General features: G+C 65.6%; 16 protein-coding genes. All 16 read right to left on the bottom strand.

Annotation, left to right across the window (positions count from 1 at the left end):
• Positions 1-178 precede the first annotated feature (178 nt).
• The 16 genes from ACF8ML_RS15320 to yaaA all read right to left on the bottom strand — a co-directional run bounded on the left by ACF8ML_RS15320 (position 179) and on the right by yaaA (position 16,747).
• Positions 179-1,111 carry a TadE/TadG family type IV pilus assembly protein gene (locus ACF8ML_RS15320; protein ID WP_392407331.1) on the bottom strand — a complete coding sequence of 311 codons (933 nt, stop codon included), beginning with the start codon at positions 1,109-1,111 and terminating at the stop codon, positions 179-181.
• A gap of 59 nt (positions 1,112-1,170) precedes the next feature.
• A complete protein-coding gene (locus tag ACF8ML_RS15315) occupies positions 1,171-2,382 on the bottom strand; it encodes a hypothetical protein (protein WP_392407330.1) in 1,212 nt (403 codons plus the stop codon).
• Positions 2,383-2,491: 109 nt separating this feature from the next.
• A complete protein-coding gene (locus ACF8ML_RS15310) occupies positions 2,492-2,872 on the bottom strand; it encodes a DUF192 domain-containing protein (protein WP_238002002.1) in 381 nt (126 codons plus the stop codon).
• A 5-nt stretch (positions 2,873-2,877) separates the two neighbouring features.
• Positions 2,878-3,810 carry a type II secretion system F family protein gene (locus tag ACF8ML_RS15305; protein ID WP_061287407.1) on the bottom strand — a complete coding sequence of 311 codons (933 nt, stop codon included), beginning with the start codon at positions 3,808-3,810 and terminating at the stop codon, positions 2,878-2,880.
• Positions 3,811-3,820: 10 nt separating this feature from the next.
• Positions 3,821-4,690, bottom strand: a complete 870-nt coding sequence (locus tag ACF8ML_RS15300) for a type II secretion system F family protein (RefSeq protein WP_016451158.1) — start codon at positions 4,688-4,690, stop codon at positions 3,821-3,823.
• Positions 4,687-6,444: an ATPase, T2SS/T4P/T4SS family gene (locus tag ACF8ML_RS15295; RefSeq protein WP_017407673.1), complete on the bottom strand. Its 1,758-nt coding sequence runs from the start codon at positions 6,442-6,444 to the stop codon at positions 4,687-4,689. Before ACF8ML_RS15295 ends, ACF8ML_RS15300 begins: the two co-directional genes overlap by 4 nt.
• A complete protein-coding gene (locus ACF8ML_RS15290; RefSeq protein WP_343739400.1) occupies positions 6,441-8,669 on the bottom strand; it encodes a pilus assembly protein N-terminal domain-containing protein in 2,229 nt (742 codons plus the stop codon). Before ACF8ML_RS15290 ends, ACF8ML_RS15295 begins: the two co-directional genes overlap by 4 nt.
• A 51-nt stretch (positions 8,670-8,720) precedes the next feature.
• Positions 8,721-9,737, bottom strand: coding sequence for a Flp pilus assembly protein CpaB (gene cpaB, locus ACF8ML_RS15285; RefSeq protein WP_061287410.1), 1,017 nt, complete (start codon positions 9,735-9,737; stop codon positions 8,721-8,723).
• A 10-nt stretch (positions 9,738-9,747) separates the two neighbouring features.
• Positions 9,748-9,927, bottom strand: coding sequence for a hypothetical protein (locus ACF8ML_RS15280; RefSeq protein WP_016447814.1), 180 nt, complete (start codon positions 9,925-9,927; stop codon positions 9,748-9,750).
• A complete protein-coding gene (locus tag ACF8ML_RS15275; protein WP_017406514.1) occupies positions 9,924-10,655 on the bottom strand; it encodes a hypothetical protein in 732 nt (243 codons plus the stop codon). Before ACF8ML_RS15275 ends, ACF8ML_RS15280 begins: the two co-directional genes overlap by 4 nt.
• A 14-nt stretch (positions 10,656-10,669) precedes the next feature.
• Complete coding sequence (locus ACF8ML_RS15270; protein WP_017406513.1) at positions 10,670-11,482, bottom strand: TadE/TadG family type IV pilus assembly protein; 813 nt, start codon at positions 11,480-11,482, stop codon at positions 10,670-10,672.
• Positions 11,479-12,966: a pilus assembly protein TadG-related protein gene (locus tag ACF8ML_RS15265; protein ID WP_209672513.1), complete on the bottom strand. Its 1,488-nt coding sequence runs from the start codon at positions 12,964-12,966 to the stop codon at positions 11,479-11,481. The genes ACF8ML_RS15270 and ACF8ML_RS15265 overlap by 4 nt, the downstream gene beginning before the upstream one ends.
• 12 nt (positions 12,967-12,978) lie before the next feature.
• Complete coding sequence (locus ACF8ML_RS15260) at positions 12,979-13,245, bottom strand: Flp family type IVb pilin (protein ID WP_016447810.1); 267 nt, start codon at positions 13,243-13,245, stop codon at positions 12,979-12,981.
• Positions 13,246-13,993: 748 nt separating this feature from the next.
• Positions 13,994-14,842, bottom strand: coding sequence for an NADPH-dependent 7-cyano-7-deazaguanine reductase QueF (gene queF / locus ACF8ML_RS15255; protein WP_392407328.1), 849 nt, complete (start codon positions 14,840-14,842; stop codon positions 13,994-13,996).
• 156 nt (positions 14,843-14,998) lie between these two features.
• The gene (locus tag ACF8ML_RS15250) at positions 14,999-15,883 is read right to left on the bottom strand and encodes a 2OG-Fe(II) oxygenase (RefSeq protein ID WP_016447807.1); all 885 of its coding nucleotides are present in this window, start codon (positions 15,881-15,883) and stop codon (positions 14,999-15,001) included.
• 78 nt (positions 15,884-15,961) lie between these two features.
• Complete coding sequence (yaaA, locus tag ACF8ML_RS15245) at positions 15,962-16,747, bottom strand: peroxide stress protein YaaA (RefSeq protein ID WP_043791426.1); 786 nt, start codon at positions 16,745-16,747, stop codon at positions 15,962-15,964.
• Between the last annotated feature and the right edge of the window lie 53 nt (positions 16,748-16,800).

The raw sequence follows: 16,800 nt of genomic DNA, 5'->3' as shown, positions 1-16,800 counted from the left end.
CCGCCGAGGTCGATGCCGCCGCCCGCGCCGGGGGCGCAGCTTTGCACGGTGGGGTCGCATTTGCTGGTGCCGCCGCCCAGGTTGGGGGCGGCGGCTGCGGGGGAGGCCTGGGCCAGCAGTGAGGCGATGCACAGCAGGGCGCTGCCCAGCAGGGGGGTGAGATGGGGTCTATTCAACATCATGCGTCTCCCGTGCAGTTGGGGCAGTCAGCCCCTTTACAGTCGTTGTCGTTTCCATCTCCATTGCCTCCATCTCCATTTCCATCTCCTCCATCTCCGGTGCCATCGCCGCCGTCGTCTTCATCGCCCTCATCGCCCGGCCCCGGCGGCCCGACCGTGGTGCAGCCCACGGTTTCGCAATCGGGCGGTTCACCGGGTTCCGATGTATCGGGCTGGCCTGGGTCCTGCGGATTGCCCTTGTTGCCTGTGTCGGGGATGGATACCGTGGCATCGCTTTCCATAGCGTCGCTTTGCATGTGCAAGGTGGCCTGCGCGACGATGGGCAGTCGACCGTGCTGGATGAGTTCGGTGTGGAAGGGGTCGCTGCCGTCGTCCAGCCAGCGCAGGTAGTGCTGGTAGATGCCGCGCACCAGCGGGATCTTGAGTTCGTAGCCGTGGGTGACGCGGATCTTGAGCAGGTTGGCGTCCTGCACGCTCTGGCCCGACTTGCTGCCAATGTCTTTTTTGTCCCGGTGCGCCAGGCCGGCGTTGGGGATGGCGGGCACGCCATATTTCTCTTTCAGGTGGGGCTCGCTCCAGTCCTCGAAGCTCTCGCGCGTGGGGTTGATGAGGTCTATGCGCAGGTGGCCTTCAAGGTCGAGCTTGGCCTTTGTCTTGGCATCCGCCAGTTCGGTGCTGTTGCTGCCACCGCCATACAGCGGAACCATGGCGCGCAGATAGGCGTCACGGATATCGTCCATGCGCGCATGGGCCATGGTGCCCGCGCGGGCGGCCATGAAGCTGGCGTGATTGATCTGGTTCTTGTTGAAGAAAACCAGGCCGTACTGCAGCAGGGCCAGCCCCAGCAGGGTGATGATGGGGCCGACCACGGTGAACTCGACCATGGCGCTGCCGCGCTGGCGCGGCCTGCGGAATGAGGTGCTCTGGCGCATGAGGATGCCTGCAGGTTTGCGGCCGGCGGACGGGCTTGTATCCACCCGCTGGCCATGCTTCAGGGCCTGTTTGGGTGTGGCAGGGGGATGTGGATGGGCACGTCCGGTCCGGCCTTGTCCTTGCGCATCAGCATCAATTGCATGGTGCCCTGGGGGCCAGCGCCGAGGATGTGGATGATCTCGGCCTGCTTGCCGGTGATTTCGCCTTCGAGGCCATCGAGGGTGTAGTCCTGCCGGGTGAGGGGTGTGTCGGGCCGTGGAGCATCTGCGCGGACGTCGCTCGCAGGGCCTTCCAGCACGACGTTGATGCGTTGGCTGCGCGAGTCAGGGATCAACTGCGAGTTCACAAACGTCAGCTCTGGCACTTCCATCACTGTGCGCCTCTGGCTTTTGGGGTCTGTGTAGTCGATCTTTACGCCGGTGAGCTTGCCCGTGGCCGTATTGAATTCCGCCTCGTAGTTGACGCCGGTGTCCAGTATGTCGGTGGTGTACGGGTCCAGCCGCTGTGCCGTGCCGGCCAGCGTGCTGACACTGCCGATATAGGTCACGGTCGGCTCGCTCGGCGCCTGGCTCTGGTCGGTGAGCAGTCTGATGGCGGAAATCCAGTTGGTGTTTTCGCTGCGCATGTTGGGCATGCGGCCGACCATGCTGAGGTTCTGGCCTTCCGAGAAGGTGGTGCCCCAGATGCCTTCCTCGTGCTGGTCCGGTGGTCCTACGAGGAAGATGACGCCTGCATCGCCGCTGATGTTCTTGTAGTGGCTCTGGCCCGCCTCCGGGTAGTGCGTGACTTGCGGGTACTGCCTGCCCTGCACGATGAAGGTGTTGCGCCCTACCTGGAAGTCGCGCCTTGCCATGCCGTAGGAGCTGTAGATGAAACTGCTTTCGATGGCCTTGCCCGGCTGCTGGCTATAGGTGAGTGTGGTGTTGTGGATCACACCCATGCCGCTGAAATCGATCAACGACGTTTGTGCATCGGGATCGGTGATGAGTTTGATCAGGTCAGACTCCTCAATGGCCGATGAGGTGGGTTGCAGACAGCTGCCCGTGCTGCTGAGTTTGGTGCACAGCGGGCCTGAGGGGGCGATGAAGACGCCGGAACTGGCGGTGCCTCCGGGGCCTGGGTCTCCCGCGCCGCCTTCGTTGCCGGAGCCGCCACCGCAGGCGGTCAGGGCCAGGCCAGCGGCGCAGGCCAGTAGCCAGGATGAAGGGTGTGTCAGCCGCATGTGCGTGGCACCGTGGTCTGTGGGAGAGGTGATGGATGGATGGTGCATGTCCGTCGGTTTTTCAATGCGTAGTGGAGGAAGGCCGGCAGGGCCGGCTGGCAATTCACTTTGGTGTGTTCTGGGCAATGCGTTGTGTGGGCACCTCCGCGGCGTTGCATTAAGAGTTGGACCCGTCAGGGGTGAAGGCGCAGACGTTCAGCGCAGCCCCGGCACCTTCGATGGGCCAGGGCTGCAACTGCATGCCCGGCACCAGGCCCTGGCAGGCGATGGCACCTGCACGCATCTCCAGCACATGGGCGCTGCCGCGTCCGCCCCGGCTGAAGCGCCAGGGGACAACGCCAGGGCGCAGGCCGGTGATGCGGCCCTGCCGGTCGAGGTAGACGATGTCGATGGCCTGCCGCATGAAGCAGGTGTGCACGCTGGTGCAGCGCGCGATGAGCAATGCGCAGCGGGCGGCGGGTTGGGCCTGGCCCATGAGGCCGGCAAGGCGCTGCCAGAAGCCGCAGGCCTGGCGCACCAGGAAGGGGGAGGGCGGCATCTGCATCACAGTCCCGAGTTCAGCAGCTTCATCGCTATGGGGAACAGCAAGACGATGAAGGTGCAGGGAAAGATGAAGGCGATCAGCGGAAAGAGCATCTTCACGGGCGCTTCCATCGCGAGTTTTTCCGCGCGCATGAAGCGTTCGGAGCGGCGCTGATCGGCCTGTGCCCGCAGCACGGGGCCGAGGTTCATGCCCATGCTCTCTGCCTGGATCACGGCGGAGGTGAAGTTGGCGACGCTCGGCTCGTTCAGGCGCTCGGCCATGCCGCGCAGTGCTTCGGCACGCGCCTTGCCGGCGCGTATATCGCGCAGCACGCGCTGGAATTCGTCGCGCACCAGTCCCTGGGGGCCTTTGGCCACGGCCTGGGTCATGGCGCCCTGCATGTTCAGGCCGGCTTCCACGCACAGCGTGATGATGTCCAGGAAGAAGGGCAGCATGCGCAGCAGTTCGCGCCGGCGCACGGCGATGCGATCCCTGAGCCAGATGGCGGGGTAGGCCCAGCCCAGCAGTGCGCCTGCGGCCATGGCCTGCAGATAGATGGGCAGGGCGATGTGGCGCGCACCGCCATCGGCGCCCCGGGACAGGCCGTCGAAGCTGGAGACCAGCCACCAGGCCGCCAGCGCGGCCACCCCGGCGCCGACGATGCGGCTGGCGATGAACTGCGCAGGACTGAGCGCGTAGTCCAGTCCCGCCTGGCGCAGCCGCAGTTGCACGGCTTGCGCGGTTCTGCCCGTTCCGAGCCGGGGCGACAGGTGGTGGCTGATCCACTGGATGGGCCACCAGACCATGCGCAGGGCCAGTGGCGGCGGATCCTTGTAGCTGCGGTCCTCGGCGGGAACGCTGCTCATCGAGTGGCCCAGGAGCCAGGCCACCAGGGCAGCACTGAGTCCGGCTGCCACAGCGATCAGGGCGAGTATCACGGTGTTGGAGTCCATGGCGCGGCCTTCAGACGTCGATGGCGACGATCTTTCGGATGACATAGATGCCCATGGCCTCGAAGCAGGCGATCACGGCCAGCGCCCCCCAGCCCACGCGGGAGTGCCAGAGCATGGACATGGCTTCAGGCTCCATCCGGTCGAGGATGAGCATGAGGACGAGGGGCAGGGCGCCGACGACCCAGGCCTGCAGTTTTCCCTGGGCGGTGAGGGAGCCGATCTTGGCTTCCATTTGCAGCCGGCTGCGCACGGTGGAGGCCGTGCGTTCCATGGTCTCGGCCAGGCCGCCTCCGGTTTCGCTGGCGATGCGCATGGCCGAGGTGATGAGCACGGTGCTCTGGGTGGGCACGCGCAGGCTCAGGTGATTGAGTGCCTGTTCCAGGGATACGCCCAGGCGCTGCTCGCGCAGCATCAGCGAGAACTCCTGGCTCAGCGGCGGGCGGGACTCGGCCACAAGCTGGGCGATGGCGCTGCTCAGGCCAATGCCGGCGCGCAGGCCGCCGCTGAGCATCATCAGCGCATCGGGCAACTGCTCTTCAAACTTGCGCAGCCGGCGCTTGCGCATGTGCCGGTACAGCAGCCGGGGCAGCAGCCCCAGCGCGAAGAAGGCGGGCACAGCCAGCAGATGGCTGCCGCTGACCAGCCACACCAGGACGCCGCCCAGCGACATGACTGCCAGGTTGGCCAGGAAGAGTTTGCGCGGGTCGATGAAGAGGAAGAATTCCGCGGCCTGAAAGCCGGCGCGCTCCGTGAAGCCGGCCCGGTAGCGCCTGAGCGTGGAGCCTCCCAGGTCCAAGGCCAGCCATGTCAGCAGACCGACGCAGAGGGCGACCACGGCCGTGATCAGGGCCAGGACGGTGTCTGGCGAGAGCCCGCTCATGGCCGCTCTCCGGCATGCAGGTCCGCGCTCTCGGAGCCCGGACGGAAGATATCCAGGTCCAGCGCATGGCCGCTGGCGCGCAGTTCGTCGTAGAAGTGGGGAACGACGTCGCAGCCGGTGAACAGGCCCTGCACCTTGGCCAGGCCGTTGGCCTGGGCGGCGTAGCCTTTGTTGGCAAAGCGGAACAGCTCCTGCAGCTGGATCTTTCCGCTTTCCATGCCGCTGACTTCGCAGATGTGGGTGACCAGGCGTGTGCCGCAGGCAAAGCGGGTCTGCTGCACGATGATGTCCACGGCGCTGGCGATCTGCTCGCGTATGGCCGCCAAGGGCAGTTCCATGCCGGCCATCAGCACCATGGTCTCCAGCCGGGCGAGCCCGTCTCGCGGGGTGTTGGCGTGCAGCGTGGTCAGAGATCCCTCATGGCCCGTGTTCATGGCCTGGAGCATGTCCAGCGCCTCGGCGCCGCGGCATTCGCCGACCACGATGCGGTCCGGGCGCATGCGCAGGGTGTTGCGCACCAGTTCTCGGATGGGCACGCCGCCCTTGCCTTCGACATTCGCGGGGCGCGACTCCAGGCTGATCAAATGCTCGTGGGCCAGCTTGAGTTCGGCGGCGTCCTCGACGGTGATCACGCGTTCGCCGGACGGGATGAAGTTGGACAGGATGTTGAGCAGCGTGGTCTTGCCAGACCCCGTGCCGCCCGAGACGATGATGTTCTTGCGGGCCTCCACGCAGATGCGCAGGAAGTCGGCCATGGCCGGGCTGAGCGCGCCGAACTGCACAAGGTCGGCGGCATTGAGCTTGCGCCTGGCGAACTTGCGGATGGTCAGCGTGGAGCCCTTGAGCGCCAGCGGCGCGATGATGGCGTTGACGCGCGAGCCGTCCTTGAGCCGTGCATCGACCATGGGCGAGGATTCGTCGATGCGCCGGCCCAGCGGTGCCACGATGCGCTCGATCACGCCCATGACGGCGCGATCGCTGGTGAAGCTCAGGGCATGCTTTTGCAGGCGCCCCGCGCGCTCGACATAGATTTCGTCGAAGCGGTTGACCATGATTTCGCTGACCGTTTCGTCGGCCAGCAATTCCTCCAGCGGCCCCAGCCCCACGGCCTCGTCCAGAACCTGCCTGCGCAGCGCGTTGCGGTCCAGCTGGGCCGGTATCTCGTCGTCCATGTCCTGCAGCGTTCTGGCGATGAGCCGGTCCGCCTCGGCGCGCAGGTGTTCGTCGGACATGCTGGAGACGTCATGGCGGCGCAGGTCCATGGTGTCGATGAGCTTGGTGTGCAGGCGCTTGCGCCATTCGAATTGCAGCGCCTGAAAGTGGGCTTCCCCGGGCTCGGCTGCCGCAGGCTCGGGCGCGTCGGCAGGCACTGCCAGCGCCGTGTCCTGTGTGCTCTGCATGGGCGCTGTGGTGGCGGCATGCGCTGCGGCCGGTACAGGAAAAGGCGCGGCTTGCGGCTCTTCACCGCTGTTCAGGATGCGCAACTGGAACGGGCCAATGCCGATGAGGTCGCCGTTTTGCAGCGGGCCGTATTGGGCGGTGATGCGCTGACCGTTGACCAGCACGCCGCCGAAGCTGCCTGCGTCGTCGATCAGCACGCCCGAGGGGCTGGTGAAAAGGCGTGCATGCTCCTTGGCAAGGCGCCAGTTGTCCAGGCGGACTTCGCACTGGGAGCCTTTGCCGATGGAGCACATATCGGGCACGCTCAACGGCTGGTGCCGGCCGTCGGGGTGGATGATTTCAAGGTCGATCATGGGGGGCTGCCGGTTGCGGAGGTCAGGGGAGAAAGCCACTGGGTCTCGGCCCAGCCCAGCCGGTCATTGATGCGCACGGCCGAGAACTGGGCCTGCGGGGCCTGGGGCAGCACTTGCACAAGGCTGCCCACGGGCAGGTTCTGGAGGACGGGGGCGTTGATGTCGGGGGACACGCGAAGGGCAAGCCCATCAAGGCCCACGCGGTAGATGCCTGGTGCGGAGTGGCCCGTGGTGGTGCCGGATTCATGGGGCGTGAGAGCCCGGCCTTGCCGCGCCTGGCGCGCATGGGGTCCGTCGGGTGCGGGCTTCATGCCGGGAACGTGCGCGACGGGCTGCAGGCTTTCATCGCGCACCCAGCCCGTCAGGGCTGCGACCGCCACCGCGCGCCAGCCGGAGTGCGGGTTGTGGGCGGCAGATGAACCGGGTGCGGCACGCACGAAACTGCCTTGGCCCAGTTGCAGCAGGGTGTCGCTTTGCGCCCGAGGTTCGGCATGCAAGGCCAGCCCGTCATGCACCACGCGCCAGTGGTTGACCAGCGGCTGGTCCGCTGCTGCCGCGGAGGCCAGCGGGTTGCCGGTGTGCGGCAGGGCGGGCCAGTGTTCGGGCAGGGTCGCGGTGGCCGGTGCGGGCAGGGGCCGCACTGGCGCGGGGAGTTCCTGCACAGGCGCCGCGATGCTGGCGCTTGCGCTGGCCACAGGCAGGGGCGCCAGCCGGGGAGGATGCTCGGGCGCAGGGCCGGGTTCGGTCAGGTAGGGCTGGGGACCGTAGCGCTGGCCCAGGCGCGCACCGGCGTCTTCCACGCGCTGCAGCAGGCCCGGCGATCGGCTGTTGATCACCGTGGGCGTGACGAAGACCACCAATTCGGTCTCTTCGTTCTGGAATCGCTGGGACCGGAACAGGGCACCCAGCACGGGCAGGTCTCCCAGGAAGGGAACCTTGTCGACGTTGTCGCCACCCTTGCGCGACAGCAAGCCGGCCAGCACCATGGTCTCGCCGTCCTGGACGTTGAATTCGGTGAAGGTGCGCCGAGTGCTCAACCCGGGCCCCGAGGGCGTGGAGAACGATGGGTCGATGTTGCTGACCTCGCTGTCGATCTCGGCCCTGATGACGCCGTTGCGGTCCACGCGCGGCGTGATGCGCAGCTTGACGCCGTAGGGCTTGAACATGACCACGGGGCCGTAGATCGTGGCCACGGAGTACGGATATTCGCCACCGGCCAGGAACTCGGCCTTGGAGCCATTGCGCGCCGACAGCTGGGGCTGGGCAAGAATGCTGGCCTTTCCGTCACGGGCCAGCAGGTCCAGCCTGGCTGTCAGGCCCATGTTGACGGCGGTGAGGACGTTCAGGCCTCGGGGCAGCGGGCCTTTGTCACCGCTTTCCGGGGTGATCGGTGGGTTCTGGACGCCGATGACCAGACCGGGCTGATGGCCGCGCCGCGCCGGCGACCAGATGCCTCCCACGCTGGCCCCGCCCTGGGCGGTCCAGCGCAAGCCGAATTCGCGCAGCTCATTGACCGGGAATTCGACCACCTTCACGTCCATGAGCACCATCTGCTCCCAGCCGATCTGGTTGGTGAAGTTGATGATCTGCGGGTAGTGCTTTCTGAGGTCTTCGATCTTCTTGAGATCGACATCGCTGAGATGGTCCCCTTCGACCACCACCTTGTCTCCAATGATGGAGGCCCGCGCGTTGGGGATGGTGCTGAGAAAGGCTGCGATCTCGCGCGCATGGCGGCTTGTGTCGCCGCGCACCACATGGATCTTGACGCGCTGATATCGGCCGTCGGCGTTCCACACGAACAGCGAGGAGGTGCCGATCTCGTTGGCGAAGATGATGACCTCGCGCTCGTCCAGCGCGGCGGCCGTCAGCACCCGGCCATTGCCCACGGCAATGCGCGCCACGCCGGGGCTGGGGAAGACGCGCGATTCGCCCACGAACATCTCGATTTCCGGCACCTGAGCCTGGTCGTCCGGTTTCTGTATGGGGCGGTACGGCTGGCCCGCCGCTGCCTCGCGGCTGGGCACGCCCTGCAGCATGGGCGCGAATCCACCCGGCATGCCTAGGGACTGCGCAGAGCTTGTTGCATCCTCTGGTATCTGGGCTGTTGCCGGGCCGGCCAGGCTCCAGCCCAGGGTCAGCACGAAGCCGCAGCGCAAGGCCTGCAGAAAGGGCGTTGGACTGGAGCGGGCGGACAGGGATGCAGTGTGGGCTGAACGGATGGACATTGGGATCAGGCGCATGGAGCGATGAAAAAGGCAGGAGCGGGTGAGACGCCTTCAGCGAGGCAACGCGCTTGGCTGGATCGGGAAGGACGCAGGGAAAAGAGGAGCCTGGCCTGGTTGCAGTGCGGCTTGCGGGGCTGGCTGCACAGGCGTGGGGGCTGCGGCTGCCTCGGGCGGGCCTTCGCCGGCATCGTGGGCCTTGTCCTGGCGCAGCAGCAGGTCTTCGGGCTTGAAGTCCATGCGGCGTCCGCCATAGAGCACGGGAACGGCTCGGCCCGGTGATTGCGCTGCGCCCGCTGTCTGAATCAGGGACTGCACGTCGCCTGCCAGGCCCAGCAGGGCGGCCATGGCAGCGCTGTCTTCTTCGACAACCTCCGAGTCCTTGGGATTGCGCAGCAAGGCGGTGATCTTTCCCGCCTCTCGCGCGATGATCACGCTGCGGGCCTGCGCCTTGGAGGTGTCCAGCGTGACCGTGGAGTACTGGCGCCGCTCACCGCTTCTGGGGTCATCCACGGACCGCTGGCCGGTGGCCATGACCTGGACGTTCTGCAGCAGTGGAAAGGTGGTCTTGCGGCCTTTCTGATCCAGGGTGAGCATCAGGTCGATGGCATCCCCCGGCTCCAGCAGGCCCGAGATGGAGTTGATCTCGTCCACATGCACGGTGATGGCGCGCCGCCCTACCTCGATGCGGGCCGAGAAGGTCGGCACCTTGTCGCCTTCGAGCAGGTTCCACAGCAGGATGTCGCCGTGCTGCATGCCATGCTCCAGCGCGCGGCCTGCAATGCGGGAAAAATCCTCGGGGCCGATGGCCAGCGAGTGCGCGTAGTCGTGGGGAACGTCGCGCACGGCAATGGTCTCCTTGGATATGGGCTCGCCTTTGCTGAGATTGCGCTTGGCAACGATCAGCGGCCGGGTTTTGCTTTTTCCGCGCGCTTCTATGGCCTCCATCTGGCGATGCAGGTAACTGCGTGCAATGACGGCTGCGCCCAGGCCGATGGCCAGGGCCATGGCAAGAGCGACCCAGGTTTTGTTGGGACGCAGGGCGGTGATTCGGGCGAGTGCGGAGTTCATGGCTGACGGGTCAAATGGGCAGGGAGAGGGCGAAGCTGAACTTCTGGTAGGCAGCCTGCAGGGCGAGCAGCAACTGGTGCAGCACGCTGTTGCTGTCCACCATGCCGACGCCCAGCGCGAAGGCCAGGGCCGCGCAGACCACGGCGTACTCCACCGAGGACTGGCCGCGCAGGCGATGGGCAAGCTTCATGGCGCGGTCCCCACCGCCACGCTGGTGACGAGAACGATGCTGGTGAGGCCCCGCGCATTGCGGGAAATGACGGCCGTCGCCTCTTTGCCCGGGCCGCGCATCAGCACCGTGATGGCGCCGGTCTCAGAGCCGAACGCGTGGGCCTTGGTGTCTGTGGCGGCGTCGAAGCGGCGTTCCAGCGCATAGCCCTGCTCCTGCAGCGCCGCAGTGAGGCGTTGCGCATTGAGCGCCTCGCCGTGCCTGTTCGTGGCAACGAGATGGGTGGACAGCTGGCCACCGGCCTGGGTGTTCAGCAGGCTGGCGATCTCGGTTCCCGCTGGCAGCAGGCGCCGCCATCGGGCTCTTTCCCCCTGGCTGCGGGCCTTGCCGCTCAAGGCTGCGCGCAGGTGGGTGACAGCGACAAGGCCACGCGTGCCGCCGTCGGGGGCGGGTTCCAGTCGGATGGTGAGGTAGTGCTCGCCCTGGGCGCGGCCCAGAATGCGCTGGCCATCGCGCTGGTCGTCCATCAGGGGCTGGCCCAGGGTGCGCACAAACCAGTCGCCGGTCTGCCTGGGTGTGCTGCGGGTGGCGAAGCCGGTCAGCCGCATGGGCAGGCCGTCCAGGTCCATCTGCTGGCCGATGTGGTAGCTCCTGGCATGTTCGGGCAGCGGGATCTCGGGCCAGTTGGCCTGCGCAAAGGCATGGGTGAGCCCTGGCGTCAGCAGGCTCAGGCAGATGGAACGGAGCATGCGAGCCGTTGTCATCATTCGGCCCTGAGCCTGTCTGCCGGAACAATGTCCTGCCACTTGTCCAGGCGTCCGAACTTGGGGGCCGGCACCTCCATCAACTCGAAGACCGGTATGGCCACATCCAGCAGCGTCTCCACCGGGGAGAACAGGCTGTTGAGCGGCGCCAGCCGGCCGAACCGGTCCATGGTCTGCTCCACGGAGCGCGAGGCCCAAGGCTCGATGAGCACGCTGGTGTGGCGTGTGACGCGCAGGTCCAGTTGGTCGAAGGGGGTGTAGCTTTGGATGCCTGCGGGCAGGTTGGCCAGTGGCACGGAGATGTTGGCGCGGTAGATGCCTGGGGCGTTCAACCCGATGCGTCCGTGGTTCGCCAGAGGCACTATGCTGAAGGGTACGCCGTCTGGGCTGGCCGTGAAGGCATCTCTGTGCGCTGTGGACTGGCTTGCTCCAAAGCTGACCGAAATGTCTGAAAAGCGCGGGATCAGCGGATTGCCTGCGGGGTCCGTCCACAGCGGATTGCGGTGTGCGTCGAAGTCGCCTGCCGTATCGTCCGTCTTGATGGGGGCGTCGGGTCGGCTGAAGTAGCGCCTGCGCACTTCGGCTGCCAGTTGGGCAGGCGGCTTGTAGCTGCCCGCCTCGTCGTTGTGTACCGTGGCATCGAAGGCTGCATAGCGGCTGGCCATCTGGGTGGCATGGGCAATGTCCTGGTACTTGCCGATCATGGGCATCAGCAGGAACAGGCCCAGCAGGGGCGCCGCCATGGCCAGGAATTCGACCAGGGCCTGGCCTGCCTGCCGCCTTGGGTAGCGGGCGCGGTTCAGGAGGTTCATGGGATCAGCCCTCGCTGGCGCATCTGCTGGCCAAGTACATCGGGTTGGGAGTGGATCAGGCGCACCTGCCAATACGGGTTGAACAGGCTGGGCAGCTCCAGGGGGAGACCCTGGCTTGCGCCATAGCGGTTCTGACGCTGTGCCAGAGGGCGCTCGAAGAACACTTCGGACGTGGCAACGGCCACCATTTCGCCTTTGGCGACCTGGCTCTGATAGGCGTTGATGCGGCTGTCCGGCGTGCCGCTTATTTCGCTGGCGCCATCGGAGGTGCGCAATTCGCTGCGCGCCCGCGACAGGCGCACGCTGAACCGCAACGTGGGGTCGTCCTTGTCCGGTTGCAGCTGGCTCAGGTCGTAGTAGCTGGGCAGGCCGGTGTAGTGGGTCCAGTGCGCGGAGGAGGCTCTGGCAGAGGCCCTTCTGTTGTTGCGGGAGCCTCCGAGCCAGGCGGACGAGTCATTCTGGTCCAGGTCGTCGGGGTGGGCCTGCTGTTCGCCCCAGGCAATGGGCTCCTCCCTGAGCCGGCAGCGTGGGATGAGTCCACCCCTTCGCTGGGCACGCCAGAAGGACTCGGTGTCTTCGGCGATCCACTCGTCGTAGTTGACCAGTTCGGTGCCGCCGCGTCGGCGCACCTCGCTTTTGCGCTCTCTCGCAATGCAGATCTCGTCTGGGCCGGGCACTTCTGCCTCGGCCGTCCAGACGCGTTCCTTGGTGAATCTGTCGCTATGGGCCGCATACACGGCCAGCTCTGCCATGCGGCCCCGGTCCTTGCCACTGTAGCTTTGGGTAAAGCCACCCAGGTCGTCAGTCAGCGCCACGGCGGTGCCAGGGCCCAGGGGCTGCACCTTCACGCTGCCGTCGCCCGCGTAGTTGGCCTGGGCCACGGCCTGCATAACGCTGCGGCGAATGCTCTGCAGGTAAAGCGGGCGATGCAGCAGGTTATGGGCCTGCTGTATGGCCAGCTTGTTGACCTCCACCGCAGAGACTGTGGCGGAGGCCAGCGGCGGCACGGTCTTGGCTATCCGCTGGATGTACTCGCCTGCATACTGAACGGTGCCGTAGCACATGAGCGCATACACCGGGCCGTATTTGAACGCTGCCCCAATGGCTGCGCCGTATCCATAGGGGTCGTTGCATTCGGGGAACTGCGTGGGCAGGTTCTCCGCATGGGTCTGGGCGTATTGCGCCCACGAGGACAGGCTCACCATCTGCGCCACCAGCACCTCGTTGGCGATCAGGGCGCGATTGCCGTAGGCCGTGAAATTCAGCGCCCGCGCGTGCATCACGCCGGCGCTGTAGGCCACGGCATCGGCCGTGCTGACGAGCTTGGTTTTTTCCTGGGAGAGCTGGCCGGTGTTGAACAGAAAGAACAGCGAGGCCAGTGCGCCGATCAGGACAAAGATGCCGTAGATCAGTGCCTGCCCGCGTTGCCCGTCCCGCCTCCGTATCCGTATCCGACCGCCGCGCAGGGTGGTGATGGTGTGCATGGGCAGGCCCGCTTACTTGTTCTCGTAGGCGTCGAGGCCCTTTTCCTTGCGCTCTCCATCAGCCTTGCCGGCGGCAGCTTCTGCCGCCTGGATGGCCTTCTTGGCTGACTTGCCGGCCACTTCATTGGCAATGCCGGAAGTCTGGGCGCGGATGGTTTCGCCAAAGTACTGGTAGACGGCAATGGCGGCCACGCCAATCAGGGCCACGATGATGATGTACTCGGTCATGCCCTGGCCGCGTTGCTTGCGAGATTGAAGTGAGGTATTGAAGGTGGTCATGCAAAAGCTCCTGTGCTGGTGGAAGAATCTGTAGGGACGTAAGCAGGCGGACGCAGGGCTGCAGCCGTGCATCACGGAAACGGGAAAAAGGGAAAACGCAATTCAGGAATAAGCGGGCACCAGAGCGGTGGCTGGCGGTTCTTCCGAATTGCGCATGTGCAGGGAATCAGCCGTGCCCAGGCACAGGGCCTTGGCGTCAGCGCACTGCGTCAAGGCGCTGAATGAAAGCGATGCATGGATGGTCTCTCCCTCAAGGTTGGCGGTGGACTGCCGCTTTGGCGCTGCGCGCCAGGACAGTTCTGCGTGGGGCATTGGCAGGAAAAAGGCACCTGCCTATGCCTGACTTTCCGGCGGCGATTCATTGCTGCCTGAAGTCATTTCTTGTGCCGCCAAGCCTATGAACTTTTTTCTCGCTTGTCTCTAAGACAACTCCTGACGATGTTTCTGAATGCATCGACGGAGATTTTTGCTGTCATTTCAATAGCAAGCTATTTAGTGAATTCCGTGTTTTCGACGATCCATCCGTGGCAGATAAATCGAGGCGAAATAGGCTCAAATTGGGTGATCTGAAAAGTCAATCTGAATCGATGCAGGACGATTCCTATTTTTCAGAATTCAGGTGCGGGCCGCCGACAGGAGCCTGGGCGCGGGGCTCGATGGGCAGGAGTGCGGGCATGCCGCTGCGGCGTCGGCATGCCGGTGAAAAGCTTGAAATGACGGCCGGCCTGAGGATGGCCGGCCGCCTCTTTTACTGCCGTGCAGAGCGCACGTTGGCCGGCAGCGCGCCAGGATGGCTGGTGCGGAATGGGTTGATGTCCAGGCCGCCACGGCGCGTGTAGCGTGCGTACACCGAGAGCTTGATGGGGCGGCAGCGGGTCCAGATGTCCATGAAGATGCGTTCCACGCATTGCTCATGGAATTCGTTGTGGTTGCGGAAGCTCACCAGGTATTGCAGCAGGCCTTCCTGGTCGATCTGCGCGCCGCTGTAGCGGATCTGCACGCTGCCCCAGTCGGGCTGGCCCGTGACCAGGCAGTTGCTCTTGAGCAGGTGGCTGACGAGGGTCTCGGTGACGGGCGCTTCCTCGTGGTTGGCGTGCAGCAGCTCTGGGGCGGGCTGGTACTGCGTGCATTCCACGTCCAGGCGGTCCAGCAGCAGGCCGTCCAGTTCCTGCACCATTTCCTGGTCGAAGCGGTCCAGGCCGATGATCTTCACGCCGATGCTGCCCTTTTGCTCGCTGTCTCGCCATAGCGCTTCGGCCAGGTCGGTGCGAAGGCGTGCCTGGACTTCGGCAGCGTCGGACAGGCGGGTGTTGTTGAAGCTGTTGAGGTAGAGCTTGAACGACTTGCTTTCGATGAGATTGGGGGTCTCGCAGGGGATCGTGAAATGCACGAGAGCCACCTGCGGCTTGCCGCGCAGGTTGAGCCAGGACAGTTCGAACGCCGTCCACAGGTCGGCGCCGAAGAAGGGCATCTGGCTTCCCTGAATGCCGATTTCCTCGCGCTTGGGCGCGCGGGGCAGGGGGAACAGCAGCGAGGGGGCGTACTGGTCGATGTAGGCAGAGCTTTTGCCCAGCTGGGATTGTTCGGGAGTGTTCATGGAAAAAGGGCCGGCCGTGCCGGCGCTGGTCAGGCCTGGACGGTCCGCGCGGAGCGCGTGGACCCAGGCTTTGAAGCTAACTGAATTTCCATGCCCGCAGGCATGGGCGGCCATATAAGGTCAATAAGGGTGGGTGCGCCCGGGTTCGCTGGCTCTTCAGTGGAATTCGCGCTCGCGCAGCCATTTGGTGGCGATCCATTTTTCGCCGGCCAGCACGGGCGCGCCGCCGTGCAGGGTGCGCGTGGAGGGGTCGGGGCGCTCATAGCTGAAGAAGACGGCGTTGCCCCGGCGCGGAACCACTTGCAGCGGCACTTCGGGAAAGATGGTGGCGCCGCCGCGCTCGGGCTCGTTCAGGTAGATGACCAGCGTGCCCACGCGCTGGCCGCCGCGCTTGAGGATGGTGGGCGTGCCGGGTTCGCCGGGCGCGAAGTAGTCGTGGTGGGGCTTGTACTCGGCGCCCGGGCCGTAGTGCAGCACCTGCAGGCCTTCGCCGTGGTCCAGCGGCCAGCGCAGCAGGCGGGCGATGCGTTCTTCCAGCTGGCGGACGATGCCGGTTTCCCCGCGCTGGAAGAACATGCCGTTGCTGGTGCGGTCGTCATTGATCTCTTCACCGCCGCTTTGCGTGGCCACGGTGAGCGAGCGCGCCATGCGCGGACGCGCGGCGGCGATGATGGCGTCGCACTCCTCATGCGAGAGCAGGTTGCCGAAGACCACGATGCGCGGGTTGCGCATGCTGACCAGTACCTGGACCTTGCGGTCGCCGACATCGATGCTGGTGGGGTCCTGGGAGAGGTCCGGCTCCGGCAGCGAGGAGGCCGAGACGACGACGGCCGGTGGCGCCGCTTCGCCTTGGTGGGGCAGGTCCAACGCCCGCCGGGCCAGTTCTTCGCTCCAGCCCACGTCGCGCATGGAGCGCAGCAGGGCCGCAGGCCCTATGCCAGATGCGCGCTGGTCGCGTACCCATTGCATGAGTTCAGGCGTGAGACCCGCCGGCAGGTCCTGCGCGGTGCTCGGGGAATCTGGTGAGGATTTGAGGCTCATGGCGTGCAGTGCGGCCCTTGCCGCAGTGAATGGACTCCAAAGGCATCGAGGCCGGGGCCGGCCGGTGGCCGGCGAGGCTCAGTCAGCGGTCTTGCGGCGGAACACCAGGCGCGCAGGCGTCGAGGAAGCTGGCGCCAGTGCGTAGCCTTCCAGATCGAAGGCTTCGAGTTCAGCCGCGCTGCGAGCGCGTTGCTGTATGGCAAATCGTGCCATCAGCCCGCGCGCGCGTTTGGCATGGAAGCTGATGATCTTGTAGGCGCCGTTCTTGTAATCCTCGAACGCGCATTCCACCACCGGGGGCTTGAGGTGCTTCAAGTCTACCGATTTGAAGTATTCCTGCGAAGCCAGGTTGACGACGACGTGCTCGCCCGCCGGCTGCCGGGCCGCGCGCTGGTTCAGGTACTCGGCAATGCGGCTGCCCCAGAACTGGTAGAGGTTGCTGCCATGCGCGGTCTCCAGCCGGGTGCCCATTTCCAGGCGGTAGGGCTGCATGCGGTCCAGCGGACGCAGCACGCCGTACAGGCCGCTGAGGATGGCGATGTGCTGCTGCGCCCAGTCCAGGTCTTCGGCGTCCAGGCTGCGCGCCTGCAGGCCTTCATAGACATCACCGTTGAAGGCCAGCAGCGCCTGGCGGGCATTGGTGGCCGTGAAGCGAGGGCTGAAGGCCTCGTAGCGCGCCACGTTGAGCGCAGCCAGCTTGTCGCTGATGCCCATGAGTTCCGACAGTTGCTGCGGCGATTGGCGGCGCAGCACTTCGATCAGCTCCAGCGGCTGTTCGGAGAAGACGGGAAGCGTGTGTGGCAGCTTCGGCGGCAGCGGTGTGTCGTAGTCCAGCGATTTGGCGGGGGAGAGCAGCAACAGCATGGCGGGACGCAAGCTCCAGGATAGAGAGGGAGAAAAGACAGATGGACGGGGGG

Source organism: Delftia sp. WSY_10 (assembly GCF_043104705.1).
Classification (GTDB): Bacteria; Pseudomonadota; Gammaproteobacteria; order Burkholderiales; family Burkholderiaceae_C; genus Comamonas; species Comamonas tsuruhatensis.
This window is presented reverse-complemented; position numbering and strand designations above follow the sequence as displayed.